At 42.3% G+C, this 15,188-nt stretch carries 12 protein-coding genes and 1 other annotated feature; of the genes, 8 read left to right on the plus strand and 4 right to left on the minus strand.

What is annotated here, in order from left to right; all coding sequences use genetic code 11:
- Positions 1 to 16 precede the first annotated feature (16 nt).
- Positions 17 to 673: a DNA alkylation repair protein gene (locus tag IGJ15_RS06130; RefSeq protein WP_016610941.1), complete on the plus strand. Its 657-nt coding sequence runs from the start codon at positions 17 to 19 to the stop codon at positions 671 to 673.
- A 137-nt stretch (positions 674 to 810) separates the two neighbouring features.
- Here the strand turns inward: IGJ15_RS06130 and nrdG are convergent, their stop codons facing one another.
- Positions 811 to 1,407 carry an anaerobic ribonucleoside-triphosphate reductase activating protein gene (gene nrdG / locus IGJ15_RS06135; protein WP_005229836.1) on the minus strand — a complete coding sequence of 199 codons (597 nt, stop codon included), beginning with the start codon at positions 1,405 to 1,407 and terminating at the stop codon, positions 811 to 813.
- 83 nt (positions 1,408 to 1,490) lie between these two features.
- Positions 1,491 to 3,686 carry an anaerobic ribonucleoside-triphosphate reductase gene (nrdD, locus tag IGJ15_RS06140; protein WP_034869343.1) on the minus strand — a complete coding sequence of 732 codons (2,196 nt, stop codon included), beginning with the start codon at positions 3,684 to 3,686 and terminating at the stop codon, positions 1,491 to 1,493.
- 287 nt (positions 3,687 to 3,973) lie between these two features.
- On the opposite strand from nrdD, the gene IGJ15_RS06145 reads away from it, so the two are divergent.
- From IGJ15_RS06145 to IGJ15_RS06170, 6 genes are all read left to right on the plus strand, one after another.
- Positions 3,974 to 4,738 (plus strand): ABC transporter ATP-binding protein, encoded by a 765-nt coding sequence (locus tag IGJ15_RS06145; RefSeq protein ID WP_005229848.1) that lies wholly within the window; start codon positions 3,974 to 3,976, stop codon positions 4,736 to 4,738.
- Complete coding sequence (locus IGJ15_RS06150; RefSeq protein WP_311902353.1) at positions 4,728 to 6,782, plus strand: ABC transporter permease; 2,055 nt, start codon at positions 4,728 to 4,730, stop codon at positions 6,780 to 6,782. Before IGJ15_RS06145 ends, IGJ15_RS06150 begins: the two co-directional genes overlap by 11 nt.
- Positions 6,783 to 6,970: 188 nt before the next feature.
- Positions 6,971 to 8,053, plus strand: coding sequence for a M42 family metallopeptidase (locus tag IGJ15_RS06155; RefSeq protein WP_005229852.1), 1,083 nt, complete (start codon positions 6,971 to 6,973; stop codon positions 8,051 to 8,053).
- A gap of 9 nt (positions 8,054 to 8,062) precedes the next feature.
- On the plus strand, positions 8,063 to 8,848 hold the full coding sequence (locus IGJ15_RS06160) for a DUF975 family protein (RefSeq protein WP_311902356.1): 786 nt from the start codon (positions 8,063 to 8,065) through the stop codon (positions 8,846 to 8,848).
- A 206-nt stretch (positions 8,849 to 9,054) separates the two neighbouring features.
- The gene (locus tag IGJ15_RS06165) at positions 9,055 to 9,795 is read left to right on the plus strand and encodes an MBL fold metallo-hydrolase (protein WP_016610950.1); all 741 of its coding nucleotides are present in this window, start codon (positions 9,055 to 9,057) and stop codon (positions 9,793 to 9,795) included.
- 18 nt (positions 9,796 to 9,813) lie between these two features.
- Positions 9,814 to 10,818: a lipoate--protein ligase gene (locus IGJ15_RS06170; protein WP_311902359.1), complete on the plus strand. Its 1,005-nt coding sequence runs from the start codon at positions 9,814 to 9,816 to the stop codon at positions 10,816 to 10,818.
- Positions 10,819 to 10,863: 45 nt separating this feature from the next.
- On the opposite strand, the gene proS is transcribed toward IGJ15_RS06170, so the two are convergent.
- Both proS and IGJ15_RS06180 read right to left on the minus strand, forming a co-directional pair.
- Positions 10,864 to 12,297, minus strand: a complete 1,434-nt coding sequence (gene proS, locus IGJ15_RS06175) for a proline--tRNA ligase (RefSeq protein ID WP_015509942.1) — start codon at positions 12,295 to 12,297, stop codon at positions 10,864 to 10,866.
- Between the two features lie 40 nt (positions 12,298 to 12,337).
- Positions 12,338 to 12,542, minus strand: a binding site (T-box leader).
- 96 nt (positions 12,543 to 12,638) lie between these two features.
- Positions 12,639 to 14,480, minus strand: a complete 1,842-nt coding sequence (locus IGJ15_RS06180) for a hypothetical protein (RefSeq protein WP_430599348.1) — start codon at positions 14,478 to 14,480, stop codon at positions 12,639 to 12,641.
- Between the two features lie 178 nt (positions 14,481 to 14,658).
- On the opposite strand from IGJ15_RS06180, the gene IGJ15_RS06185 reads away from it, so the two are divergent.
- Positions 14,659 to 15,177, plus strand: coding sequence for a S24/S26 family peptidase (locus IGJ15_RS06185; RefSeq protein WP_016610953.1), 519 nt, complete (start codon positions 14,659 to 14,661; stop codon positions 15,175 to 15,177).
- Positions 15,178 to 15,188 lie beyond the last annotated feature (11 nt).

A 15,188-nucleotide genomic window follows, 5' to 3' on the forward strand; every position in this document is an offset into this window, starting at 1 on the left:
GAAGAGGAGGAGCAAAATGACACTCTATCAAGTATATGACACGATGACAGGATTGGCTAATCAGGAGCGAAGTGAAAAAATGGCCGCCTACATGCGGCATCAGTTTGATTTTTTAGGCATTCCTACGCCGTTGCGCCGCCAGCAGGAGAAAGCGACCTTCAAAGCTGCAAAACAAACGAAAACGGTTGATTGGGACTTTATCGATCATTGTTGGCAAAGCAGCTATCGGGAACACCAATACCTTGCGATTGATTATTTAGTGGTGATGGAGCCGTTTCTAGCGGCCATCGATCTGGCAAAAATTGAACAGCTAGTCATAACAAAAGCTTGGTGGGATAGCGTGGACGCCCTAAGTGAGGTTGTCAGAAAACTAGTTCGCCGACTGCCAGCGTTAAAAGCTGAAATGCTTCGCTGGAGTCTTGAGGAAAATCTTTGGCTGCGGCGAGTGGCAATACTCCATCAACTGCTGCAAAAAGAACAGATGGATCAACCACTGCTTGAAGAGGTCCTCGTCAATAATTTGGGGAGTTCTGAATTCTTTATCAACAAAGCCATTGGTTGGAGCTTACGAGATTATGCCAAGACGAATCCTCAGTGGGTCCAAGACTTTCTGCTTCGCTATCAAACAAGTCTGGCGCCTTTGACGATTCGTGAAGCAAGTAAGTACCTGTAAAAAGCTTGGTCACTGAGTTGATATAACATAAAAAAACACCGTGCATCATCTTTGAAGGAAGAGGAGGTGACCGCCAAAAGTTCGATTTTTTGGTCTAACTTTTGGGGTCACCTCAAGATGCACGGTGTTTTTAGTTTTTAAATTTGTTTTTTGATTTGTTCGTAGCTTGCTTCAGCATCTTTGCACTTTGCCCAGATAACCGCTTTTCCTTGTTCCCGAGATGCAGCAAGATCAATGATTCGTTGATTGCTGCTGCCGCGAAACTGCAAGTTTAAATTTCGTTTGCTCAGTTCAAAACGACCGTCGACTAAAATATCGATTTTGGATAAAAGTTCCAATTTATCGGGTGTTTCCAAAAGCAATTCTTCATAGGTGTAGCCTGACCAGCTCCAAATATCTTTGCTGTGCCCAAATTCAGCACGAACCCGATCAACGACTTTCAGACAGACTGTTGTGTTCAAGAAAGGTTCGCCGCCTAGGAGGGTCAGCCCTTGGACATAATCATGCCGCAGATCTTCGATGATTCGATCCTCTAGTTCTTGCGTAAAAGGTGTACCATAGCGAAAGTTTTGGACCGCTTTGTTAAAACATCCTTCACAAGCAAAGAGACAGCCGCTCACGTATAAACTATTTCGAATGCCTTCACCATCAACAAAGTTGAAGGCTTTGTAATCAGCAATATAATTTTGGCTATATTCTTTGGCTTGCCATTCTTTAGGTTTCGGATTTCTCATAAGAAAACTTCTTTCTATCATGAATTACAGGGATTGGTCTTCAAGAAAAGGAGTGTAGAAGAAATCTAGCACTCCTTTTTCGTTTATTCTTGCAAATGTTTGACCCGGGCAGAAATTTCTTTGTGCCGTCCATTGACCATTGGACGAGCTTGAGGATTTCCAAGATACCCACAGGTTCTTTTGACGACGTCACAACTTTTTGGGTCATGATTGCCGCATTGCGGGCATTCGAAGCCCCGTTCGGTTGGATTGAAATCTCCTTCATACCCACACTCATAACAGTGATCGATAGGGGTATTTGTTCCAAGATAGGCGACCCGATCATAAGCGTAATCCCAAACCGCTTCTAACGCTTTTGGATTTTGCTGCAAGACTGGGTATTCACAGTAATGAATAAACCCGCCAGAACAGTATTTTGGATATTCTTTTTCAAAATCAAGTTTTTCAAATGGTGTCGGATTTTTCCGCACATCATAGTGGAAGCTGTTGGTGTAGTATTCTTTGTCGGTAATGTTTTCAACTTCACCGAATTTTTCGGTATCCAAGCGGCAGAAACGATCAGTCAGGCTTTCACTAGGCGTCGAATACACGCTGAAATGATAGCCGTATTCATCGCCCCAAGCATCTGCATGAGCTTTCAATTCTTTCACGATCGCTAGGGTAAAGGCTTTTGCTTCTGGATCTTGTTCCCATGTTCCACCATAAAAAGCCGAAGCAGCTTCATACAAACCGATATATCCAAGAGAAACAGTAGCACGTTTGTTTTTGAATAGTTCATTCACATTGTCTTTGCGATCCAAACGTTCACCGAAAGCCCCATACATATAAAGGATCGGCGCATTCGCAGGGCTGGCTTCTTTACAGCGCTCCACCCGATAGACAAGAGCATCCTTGACGATTTGCAGACGGTCTTCCAGCAGCGTCCAGAATTTTTCTTGATCACCATTTGCTTCTAAGGCGATCCGAGGAATATTCAATGTTACGACGCCTAGATTCATCCGACCGACATTGACTTCTTCGCCACGTTCGTTTTTCCAGCCTTGCAAGAAAGAACGACAGCCCATCGGCACTTTAAAGCTGCCGGTCAATTCAACCAATTTATCATAATTCAAAATATCAGGATACATCCGTTTGGTGGCACACTCTAAAGCCAGTTCTTTAATATCATAGTTCGGATCGGTAGGGGCCAAGTTGACGCCACGGCGAATACTAAAGATCAATTTTGGAAAAATAGCGGTACGCTTCTCACTGCCTAACCCGTTGATGCGAATTTGGAGAATCGCTCGTTGGATCTCCCGTTCGAACCAGTTGGTTCCTAAACCAAACCCAAGGGAAGTAAACGGCGTTTGTCCGTTTGAGGTGAATAACGTATTGATTTCGTATTCTAGACTTTGCATTGCATCGTAGATATCTTTGCGCGTTTTGCTCTTCGCATAAGCTTCCCGACGTTCAGGCGACTCGATCCATTCTTCGGCATCTTTTAGATGCTTTTGATAATTCAACTCAGCAAAAGGAGCCAATAATTCATCTGTTCGATCAGCAGAACAGCCGCCATATTGACTCGATGCTACGTTTGCAATGATTTGTGAGATTTGAGCGGTGGCCGTTTGGATCGATTTTGGCGATTCCACTTCGGCGTTCCCAATTTTAAACCCATTATTCAGCATGCCTTTAAAATCGATCAAGCAGCAGTTGGTCATTGGGGTGTAAGGATGATAATCCAAGTCATGGTAATGAATGTCGCCTTTTTGGTGAGCATTTGCCACGTGAGGAGGGAGCATTTTCAAACCGATCGATTTTCCTACGATCCCAGCGGTCAAATCACGTTGTGTATTGAACACATTGCTATCTTTATTGGCATTCTCATTGACGACCGATTGATCTTTATTCATCAATTTGTTGATCGTAAAGTTGATGTCTGTGGCTTTGCTGCGCTCGAAATCACGATGGGTCCGATAGTTGATATATTCTTCAGCCAAGGCATACTCGTTTTTTGCTAATAAGATATGCTCGACGATATTTTGGATCTCATAGATTTTTACATTCGTACGAAAACGTTCCGCGATCTCGTGATCGACACTGTCAACGATCTCGGTGATTTTTTCGTGGTCGATGGGAGAAAGCTCGCCGTTGATTTTTCTTAGGGCTTTCACTAACGCATCGTAAATTTTTTGATCATCAAAATCGACAAGCCGTCCATCACGTTTTACGATTTTTAACTGACGCAAAGCGGACTGTCTTTCCAACCCTTGCTCAGGATTTCTCTTAATGTTCATCATTTCTACCACTCCTTATCTTCCTCAATATAATAAAACAAATTGTAGAAATGAGCAACTATATATAGTGGTGAATAAGGGTTGGTAAATTGGATATACACAATATATGGTGTATATTCATTGGAGTGTTTTCTGAGAAAACTGATAAGATTAAGGATTTGGTTGTTCCATGTTTCACATAATGAATAAAAAACTTTTTTAAATTTATTTTTTCTCTGTTTTGAAGCAGAAGTATTCAATGAAAAAGTATGCTACCATAAGGAGAGAATTTTATTAAAGGAGGGTTCTATGTGAAAAATATGATTGATGTGAAGCATCTGACCAAAAGTTACGGCACTCGTTTCAATCAAACCAAAGTATTAGATAACCTTTCTTTTGCAGTGGATCAAGGAGAATTTGTCGGGGTCATGGGGCCCAGCGGCGCTGGGAAAACGACCTTGATGAATCTGTTGTCTTCAATCATGCGACCTAGCTTAGGCTCGATCTATATCGATGGCAAAGACATTACCCGAATGTCGGAAAAAGCCCTCAGTGATTTTCGTCGTCAGCAGATCGGTTTTATCTTTCAAGACTTTAATCTTTTAGAGACGTTGACTGCCAGAGACAATATCTTGCTTCCCCTTGCCATTGATCGCTTGCCCGTAAGTGAAACCCAAGAGCGCATTGAACAAACGGCCAATTTGTTAGGAATCGAGCACTTGTTAGATCGCTACCCAGAAGAATTGTCTGTAGGGCAAAAACAGCGGGTCGCTGCTGCTCGAGCAATCATTAGTCGTCCGGCGGTCCTTTTTGCTGATGAACCCACTGGCGCCCTTGATTCAAAAGCGGCGACAGAATTGTTACGGTATTTAGCGCAAATCAATCAACAAGAGAAAACAACGATCTTGATGGTCACCCATGATCCTTTCACCGCCAGCTACTGCAACCGAATTTTATTCATCCGAGACGGTGTCTTCTTTGCAGAAGTCGTCAAAAAAGGCGGGCGTCAGGAATTTTTCGAAAAAATCATCGATATGCAGGCAACGATTGGAGGCGGTCCGCGCCATGTTGTTTAAAATCGGCTGGCGGAGTTTCTTGCGGCAGTTTCGCAACTATATGGTGTATTTTATTTGTATGATGACCGCCGTGATGATTTTTTATTCCTTTAACGCCTTGATGAATGATCGTCTGCTGAATCAACGGGTCCAGCAAGATATCCGCATTGAAGGGGTTTTAGGATTCGGCAGCAGTGTGGTTGCCTTTGTCGTTTTGTTTTTTATGCTGAGTGCCAATCATTTTTTTCTTAGTCAGCGGCAAAAAGAAATCAGTGTTTACCAGCTTTTGGGGCTGCGGCAAGGTCGTCTGGCTTGGCTGTTGCTGCGGGAAACGTTTCTATTGAACTTTTTCTCTTTAGTGACCGGCATCTTTATGGGGATTATTTTTTCGAAATTTTTTTCTATGATTTTGATTCGAGCGATGGGCTTGAATTTAACGAGTCATTTCTTTAATTCGCCCCAATCGATTTTTTCAACGGTTTTTGTCTTTATCGCGGCGATGATTATTTTGAGTATTCAAGTGATCCTTTTTGTATGGCGTACCCCAATGAGTGAGCTGATCAAGACTGAATACCGCTTACCGATCAAGAAAATGAAAATGACCCCGTTTCGTTCATTAATGGGGGTTCTAGGTCTGATTCTACTGGGGGTAGGCTACTATTTGTCTTTGACCCTGCGGGAAACTTGGACCAACTATATCACGTACACACAAGATTTTTCAGCAATTTTATGGATTCCTTTATTGATTCTGTTTTGTTGTGTGACGGCAACCTATCTTTTTTTTGATTGCTCGTTGCCGGCATTGTTATATTTTTTGAGTAAGCCGAAAAAACGTCTTATCAAAGGGGCGAAACTGATTGCTTACAATAACGTGCGGGCTTACTTGCAAAGAACGTGGAAAAGCTATGCGCTTTTGACGATCATCACAGCGATCGCAATCTCCCTGATCGGGGGAACGATGGGGGTCATCTCATTAAACTATCAAGCAACGAACCGCATTTATCCAACGTCCTTTCAAGTGTCAGAAGAGCAGGCAGATACCTTGCGGGACCTTTTAGAAAAAGCCGATACACCGATTATTGCCGAACAATCGATTCCCTATAAAATGACCAATATGACGGTTCAAACCCGTTACCTTGGAGAGTTGCAAGACGAAAATATTGAAAATATCATGGTGAATCTGGTCGCTTTTTCTGATTATCAGCGTCTGCGAAAACTGGTTCCCGATGCCCCGGAGATTCAACTGAGTACTGATAAACAAGCGGTGCTTTTTGACAGTCAATACGATGTGACTCGTTCGTTTATCACCTATCGCGATGAGGTCAAAATCGGCAATCAACATACGTTCAAACTCATTCAAGCAGAACAGGATTATTTTGGGGATTCTGCCTTGCGCTATTCCTTGCCGAATGTCCTTGTCATCCAAGATTATGCGTACCAGCAAGTTGAGGGCTTCACCTATAGCGTTGCTTATTTACAAACAGACAAGGTGCAAACGGAGAGCTTGACTCAGCTGCTAGATGAAGAGCTGCCGATCGAGTGGACGCATCCTTTGACCTATGAGTTTAGCGATGACCAAAAAAGCGTGCGTTTTTATCCAGAGACTGCCCGAGATTCCACCAGTGAGAATAACCAGATGACCGCATATCGACTGACCTTAGCGAATCGTTTTACAACGATGCGCGGCGTGCGGCGGCAAGCAGGAATCGTTTTGTTTGTGTCATTATTTGTAGGTGTGATCGTTTTGATCACGACATCCAGCAGTTTGATCGTTCGGCAATTTTCAAATACCGAGCGGGAGAAACACAATTACCGATTATTGACCAAACTAGGTTACACCCGAAAAGAAGTACGTAAACTCGTTTACTGGCAAAACATCTGGATTTTTATGCCAGGTACGTTACTGGCGATCTTGCATGCCGTCTTTGCCATTAATACCTTCACCCAAATCATCGACAGTCCTGGGTATTGGGTGGCTCATTTGTTTGCGGCAGTTGCAGCAGTCGTCTATCTATTTGCCTATTTGATTACCGTCAAGCTGTGTCTGCGAATAATTGAAACTTGATTGAATTCTTGATAAAACGATCCTTAGAATTGAAGCGAACCTTGCAAGTTAGACCAAAAAATCTAACCTTGAGGATCACTACAAAACGAGGATCGTTTTTTCATTTAACCAATCTTTTTGTATTTCCCTCTGGCACCAGATTAAGAGAATGGTATAATCATAATCAATGAGACAAAGGAGGAAGCAAGATGGAGAAAAAAGAAGAACAGCTTTTAATAGACCTAACGACTGCACGTGGGGTTCCTGGGAATGAGGAGGAAGTGCGTGAAGTCTTTAAAGAATATGCCAAAGACTTTGCTGAAGATATCTTTTTTGATGGTTTAGGAAGTGTCATTGCCAAACATGTTGGTGATGGCGGTGGACCGAAAATTTTTATATCGGGACATATGGATGAAGTCGGCTTTATGGTAACTAAAATCACAGAAAAAGGCTTTATTGAATTCCAGACCCTTGGTGGTTGGTGGGGGCAAGTGATGCTGGCACAGCAAGTCGAGATCAAAACCAATGAAGGCAAATTGATCCACGGTGTCGTCGGTTCAAAACCACCCCATGTCTTGAGTCCAGAGACTCGAAATAAACCGTATGATATCAAAGATATGTTCATTGATATCGGCGCTTCAAGTGAAGAAGAAGCCAAAGGCTGGGGGATCCGTCCGGGAGATATGATCACCCCTTATATCCAATACAAACGGATGAACGACAGCAAATTTTTGCTAGCCAAAGCATGGGACAATCGAATCGGTACGGCGGTATCACTGCGGGTATTAGAAACCTTGGCATCCGAAGGACATCCCAACTGCTTGTTTGCCGGCAGCGACGTGATGGAAGAAGTTGGCCTAAGAGGGGCGCGAACAAGCACTCACTTAGTGAATCCCGATATCGCGATCGCACTAGATACTGGTACCGCTGGGGACACACCTGGAATGACACCAAAAGAAGCGGATTCTGTGTTAGGCAAAGGCCCACAAGTCTTGATTTTCGATGCTTCCATGATTCCTCACAAGAAATTATTGAATTTTGTGATCGATGTCGCCGAAGAGATGGAAATTCCTTTCCAATATACCGTGATCACTGGTGGAGGAACCGATGCTGGTCAAATGCATTTGACTCGTGATGGGGTTCCTTCGATCGCTATTACCGTGCCAGTTCGTTACCTGCATTCTCATACTTCTGTCATTCATGAGGATGACTACTTCAATACAGTCAAGCTTGTAACGGAAGTGGTTCGCCGCTTAGACGATAAGACCGTTAAAGCATTGCGCAGTTACTAAGGTGAGTCTATGAGATCAAATACAATGATTCGAGAGACCGCCAAAAACTCCTTGCGCGGATTCTGGGGAACGTTCGTCTTAAGTATTTTAGCGACGGTTGCGGTACAAGCGGTGGTCAGCTCGCTTTTTAGTAGTATTGGGACTTCTTTTGGTGCAAACAATGCAGGGAGCTGGATCGATCTGATCTTGGACAATTTTGTCTTCTTTGCGTTTTCGGTAGCGTTGAGTATCATGGCACTCTATCTGGTTCGTGGCAGAGGAATCAAGGTGGCGGATATTTTTCTAGTCTTTGATAAACGTCTGTATGTACCGTTTTTGCTACTAAATTTAGTGAGCGCGCTTTTAAATTATCTTTTGAGTTTTGCGATTTTCTTGCCGCAGTTTGTCTTATCAGGACTCAATCAATATTTGGACTTGGTATTCAATTTTAATCGGGGAATCTCTATTGATGTGGCGATGTTTAATGGCTCCCTGGCTTTTGTGATTGGGACCTTTCTCTCCATCATTTTGTTCTTCTTTTTGTCACAAGTCGTTACTGGTGTGATTCAATTAGCGATCTATCTGCGCTATGATCAACCGGAATTAGGGGTTCTTCAGTCAATTAAAGTGGCCTTTGCGCTCTTGCGTCCACATCTGGGTCAATACATTTGGCTACAGTTATCATTGATTGGCTGGTTTATTCTCGGCTTTTTGGCACTGATGATCGGGATGCTATGGGCAAACGCCTACGCCTATGCAGTCAATGCAGTATTTTATGAGGAATTGATCAATGAACAACGAGCGATGATCAGATAAACAAAAAAGACGACGGCCCATTGGTCTGGCTCCCTGCAGATAGAGTAAAAAACTCATTCATAGGGTTCTACCAATAGACGTCGTCTTTTTCTCGTTTTCTCGATCTTTTTTTGCAAAAAAATGGTCGGATTTTAGTCAAATCAGCTGAGATGTGATAGCATAAAAGAAGTAGAAAACCAGCTTGAGCCAAAGAGGAGGAAACACAAGTGAAAATAACTGTCTTAGGTTGTTTAGGTGCCTATCCGTATAATGGTGAAGGGACTACTGGCTATTTAGTTGAGTCGGAAGGCTTTCATTTGCTGCTTGATGCGGGAAGCACCACCTTGGTCCAACTAGAAAAAATCCTTGATCCTTTAGACTTAGATGCAGTGATTCTGACGCATTACCATCACGATCATATTGCGGATCTAGGGGTATTGCAATACTATTGGCAATTATATCCAGGAAACGAAGAACGCCAGGTTTTGCCAATCTACGGACATGGGGAGGATGCGGTTCATTTTGAAAGCCTGACGATGCCTGGAGTGACTCAAGGAATTGATTACCTCCAAACGGAGTCATTGGAATTGGGCCCGTTTACCATTACCTTTATGAAAACGATCCATCCAGTCACTTGCTATGCCATGCGATTTGTTGAGAAAAGCACAGGCAAGGTTTTTGTTTTTACAGGCGATTCTGGCTACTTAGAATCTTTTGTTCCGTTTGCACAAGGAGCTGACCTGTTTTTGGCAGATACCTATCTTTTTGCAGGCAATGAGCGGCACAAGGCTCATTTTACGTCAAAAGAAGCAGGGGAGATCGCCCATGCGGCGCAGGTAAAAAAATTAATGTTGACGCATTTGCCGCAACACGGTGACTTAGAACAGTTACGAGAAGAGGCTGCACTAGCTGCCAATGGGATCCCCGTTGAATTGGCGGCTGTTCAAAAAATTATTGAAATCATCTAATTAGGAGGAACGAATAGTATGCTTTTTGTACCGAACGAACTGAATGACCCACGCATCAATTTAGCCATCGAGATTTTTCTTCTTCAAGAAATGAAAGTGGATGAACCCATCTTACTTTTTTACATTAATGAACCATCGATTATCATTGGACGCAATCAAAATACGATCGAAGAGATCAATAAGGAGTATGTGGATGAACATGGGATCCATGTCGTTCGTCGGTTCAGCGGCGGCGGTGCAGTCTATCATGATTTCGGGAACTTGAATTTCAGCTTTATTATGCCTGACGATGGGAATTCTTTCAGAGATTTTGAAAAACTGACCAAACCAATCGTCCAAGCTTTGCATGAGATGGGGGTTGAAGGGGCGCAACTAAAAGGCCGCAACGACCTTGTGATCAATGACATGAAGTTTTCTGGTAATGCGATGTACGCAACAAATGGTCGGATGTTTGCTCATGGCACGATCATGTTTGACAGTGATATCAATGAAGTAGTTAACGCCTTGAAAGTCCGTAAAGACAAAATCGAATCAAAAGGCATCAAATCGATCCGATCAAGAGTGACCAACATCAAACCATTCTTGCCAAAAGAGAAGCAAGACATGACGACTGAAGAGTTCCGTCAAGAAATCTTATTGAAGATTTTTGGTGTCGATTCCGTGGAAGACGTCAAAACCTATGAACTAACAGAAGAGGATTGGGTCAAGATCAATGAGATTTCCGATAAGTATTATCGTAACTGGGATTGGAATTACGGCAAATCACCAGCCTTTGATATCGAACGTCGTCATCGATTTCCGATCGGCTCCATCGAAGTTCGTTTAAATGTGGCAGAAGGAAAAATCACAGACGCCAAAATCTTTGGCGACTTTTTCGGTCTAGGGGACATTGCAGATGTAGAACAAGCACTGATCGGTACTCGTTATGCCAAAGAAGATTTGGCACAAGTCATTGCCAACATTGATATCAAAAAATATTTTGGCAACATCACGCCTGAAGATTTTCTTTCATTGATCTATTAATCAAAAAACGAAGCAGCCTTTTCCATCTGGCTGCTTCGTTTTTTATTAGTATGCGCGGGCGATCCAAACGGTGTGTTTGGCAGGTTTGCCGCTGACAATATCGACTGTTTTTTCCATTGGTGCTTCAAACGGAATGTTTCGGGTAGTAAAGCCAGTTTCTTCTTTGATTTTGGCCTCGGTTTCTTCCGAGCCATCCCAACCGATCAAAACAAAACCAGTCACTTTGTCTTCTTGTTTGCACATTTCGATATGGGCTTTTAGTTCATCCAATGTATCGATGTTGGTGTACTCATTATCTTTGTTTCGTTCCTTCGCAGCTGCTAATAAACGTGGAGTCATTGCTTGTAATTCTTGGTCAACAAACGCTTCTAATTCCTCAAGCGCCACCGTTTGCTTGTCAGCTAGGTCACGGACTTTGACCATGACTTTGCCAGCTTCTAAATCTCTTGGGCCACATTCGATTCGCAAGCAAGCGCCTTTTAGTTCCCATTCATTGAACTTATAGCCAGGTGAGTTATCAGAATCATCCAAACGAACACGAATGCCCTTGGCTTTAAAGTTGGCATACAGTTCTTCTAATTTTTCTAAGATGGCTGGATTCTTTTTCCAAGGACCGACTGGTAACAACACAACTTGGGTTGGTGCAATGGTTGGTGGGAAAACTAAACCATTTTCATCGCCATGGGTCATGATCAAGGCACCTAACAAGCGGGTAGAGACACCCCAAGAGGTTGTGTGGGCATGGGTATGCTTGTTTTCTTTCGTTAAATACGTAATATCAAATGCTTCAGCAAATTTTGTCCCCATGTAGTGGCTGGTTCCTGCTTGGACTGCTTTGCCGTCTTTCATCATCGCTTCGATCGAATAAGTATCTACTGCCCCCGCAAAGCGCTCAGATGGGGTTTTTTGTCCACGATAAACAGGGATCGCTAGGAATTCTTCGCAAAGGCGGGCATATTCATCTAAGACTTTCATGGTGCGTTGACGAGCATCTTCTTCATTTTCATGAGCGGTATGACCTTCTTGCCATAAAAACTCTGAGGTACGCAAGAAAGGCAATGTTTTCTTTTCCCAACGAAAGACGTTTGCCCATTGATTGATTTCATAAGGCAGGTCACGGTAGGAGTTGATCCAATCAGAAAAGGCAGAGCCGATCATGGTTTCTGAGGTTGGACGCAATGCCAAAGGTTCTTCCAGTTTTTCGTTGCCGACTTCTGTGACCCAAGGTAATTCAGGGGCAAAGCCTTCGATATGATCCGCTTCCTTCATAAAGAAATTTTGCGGAATCAGCATTGGGAAGTATGCATTGCGAATGCCTTCTTTTTTCAAGAAACGATTGAACTCCTCTTGAATATGCTCCCAAAGTTCGAAGCCGTCAGGACGGAAAATAATGGAACCTTTCACTGGGGAGTAAGCCATCAATTCGGCTTTTTGGATCGTTTGGATATACCATTCTGTAAAATCATTTTTTTGTGTCATTGTTTTTCCTCCTTAAAAAAATAAAAAAGCATCTCGTCCTAAAAAGGACGAAATGCTTGGATTTCGCGGTACCACCTTTGTTGATTATCGATCGGGATAATCCAACTCGTAAAGGATAAGGCCTTTCCACCGACCGTTTTGCGGTCATTGCCATTGGGTAGGTTCATTTTATCAGCGGGTGTCGATTTTTCAGCTGCCATCGACTCTCTAAGACCATCATAAAATTACTATTCCAATGCTTGTTGCTGTTCTTTATCATGCTAAAGCGAAAAAGCGAAAAAAGCAAGAGTTTTTTCGCTTTTTCTTAAAATAGACCGTTTAACGTATCGGAGAAAAGGCAGTCAGTCAAAAGACAGCAGATCCGCTTTAGCGGCAAGTGTTAAACGCAAAAAATGAAAACCATCTGAATCCTCGATACGCATACTTCCTTGATAGACAAGACAAATTTGTTCCAGCATTTGCACATCGGTATGGATCGCCTGTCGTTTTGCTTCATCAGTTTGCAGTTTTTCTGCCTCATCCTCTGTTAAAAGCGGCATTTGACAGTCGATATGCAGCTGTTCTTTTGTGTCAGTCACTTTCAACGAAAGCTTGCGATTTTGAGGATCTGTGACCGAACAGGTGTAGCGGATGGCGTACTCTAAGCAATGGGCGATCAAGGACAGACGATCATTTTCGTCCAATCGTTCCAGTGGTTCCGTGAGGTCATCGCAGGTAAGGGTAATCCTTTTTTGAGCGGCGGTGTGTTGATAATCAGCAAGCAGCATCGTCGTGATCGATTCTTTTTCAACCGCAGGGATCGTTAGCTGCTGCTTGATTTCTTCTTCAATCTCGCAAAGACCTTCGTACGCAGCCGCTAGTTGTTCGTCTTCTAACATGTTTTTAATGGTATGGGTTCTCTTTTTGATGGTTTGTAAAACTTGCTGCCATTGTGCCGTTTGATCTGGACCGATCGCCTGCTGATTTTCATACAATCGCACTTTGATGTCTGCTGTGTCGATCTGCTTATTTTTGCCTTCACTGGCAAAAAAGAGTTCGAGGAACCCATAACAAGTAAAAATAAGTATCAGTAAGAAAAAGATGATCGAGCGCCAATTGATGTCAGATTGCGGGAGGACTAAAATATCCTGGATATACAAGAACCCATGACCGATTGCCGCGACAACGATCCAAGGTGCACAAAGGACATAAAATTGATTCTTTTTTAACGCCTCATAAATCGCCGCAAACGAAGTCACAAAGGTGCTGGTGATATTTAATAAAAACAGATAGTTCATGACGACTGGCAAACTTTGTTTTTGAAAAAGTGCCAAAAACATGGCAGAGATTCCGAAGGAGTAGTGAACAAACAACCATTTCTGATAATACTTACGTACGAAGTGCATGTTTGTGTAGTAAAACCCAATCAAAAACATGGGCGTAATAATCGAAAGAAAATTTAACATAAATGAATTCACGAGGGGAGAAAAAAGCAGTCCGCCCAGCAGATCCCCGAAGCCGGCTTCTAAACCTGCACTTAAAGCAAAGGCGCTGAATAAGATGGAAGATACTTTCAGCTTTCTTTGGTTGATAAAAGAAACGAAGAGATAAAATAAGTTAAGAATACAAATAAATCCGGTAAATAGGAGGATATAGATATTCAAAATTGAAAGACTAAAAACATAACCGATCAATGCATTGGCAGGGCCGAAAAAGACCTCGGCTGGAAAGCCAGAATAAGTGTCGAAAGGACTAGTCACGTAGATCTTCAACGTCTTTCCAACGTAATCCTCTGGCAATGTGATAAAAGATAAGGTTTTGCCAGGATGGTTGAAGGTCAATGAATGTTCGGCAGCTTCATTGGTATAAATTTCTTGATCATCCAGATAGACGGTCATGTGTTGATGATCGCCAATCAGTAGCATCGTTGGATATTTGTATTCATTGGTCATTTTTCGCTGCATGACAAATCGATCATTGGCTTTTACGCTAGGTAAATATTTCACATAACGGCTAATAAAAGTAGAATCAGGATTGTCTTCCGCATAAAAAATCCAATCTTCCTTCTTCTCCACGGTATGGTTATCAGAAGTAGGAGATAAGAAGAGTATAAGAAAAAAACCGATGCTTCCTAGCAAAAATAGAACGAGTAGGATAAAGGGAATCCAACGTTTAAAAAAGAACTTGTTATTTAAAAAAAGCATACTTTTTCTCCTATGTTTTTTAATCGCCTTTAGCATAATATAAATAGTAAAATAAAGTCAAATAATAATCAGAAAAAATACGCATAAAAATTCAATGAATCGTTTTTAAATATTTGAAAAAAATTTAATTATGTTATAGAATCGAAAAAGAAACTGAGCCTTAGAAGGAGAAAAGAAAATGAAACTTTTGCCAAAACAAAGTATCATGCTCTCGCTTTTTGTATTGTTGTTTATGCTGATTTCTGTTTTAGCGGTCGTGATTCCTCATGCGTTTGGTTTCACAATGGCCATTGTTAACAGCGATGCAATGGAACCTACATATTCCGAAGGGACATTACTTTTTGTTAAAAAGGCTTCAGAAGACAATTTGGTCGTTGGTAATGAAGTGACCTATTATGTTGATCACGGCAGACAGATGCGCACACGGCGAATCGTTGCAGTGGGAGAAAACCAATCGGTGCTTTATACGATCGGTGATAACCAAAGCCAGATGGAACCAAAAGAAATCCAAAAAAGCCAATTGATTGGGCAACCCATTTTTTATATCCCTAAAGTAGGGGCTTGGCTCAATCAAACGACGATCCAGCTTTTTAAAAACATGTATTTCCTTTTCGCAATGTATATTTTAGTGACCACCTTGTTTGTAACGCTCTATCAAATCAAATCTGGATCCATAAAAAAATCAATCATCTCTTAGCCATAAGAAGA

This window comes from Enterococcus sp. AZ079 (assembly GCF_050547255.1).
Lineage (GTDB): Bacteria > Bacillota > Bacilli > Lactobacillales > Enterococcaceae > Enterococcus_D > Enterococcus_D casseliflavus.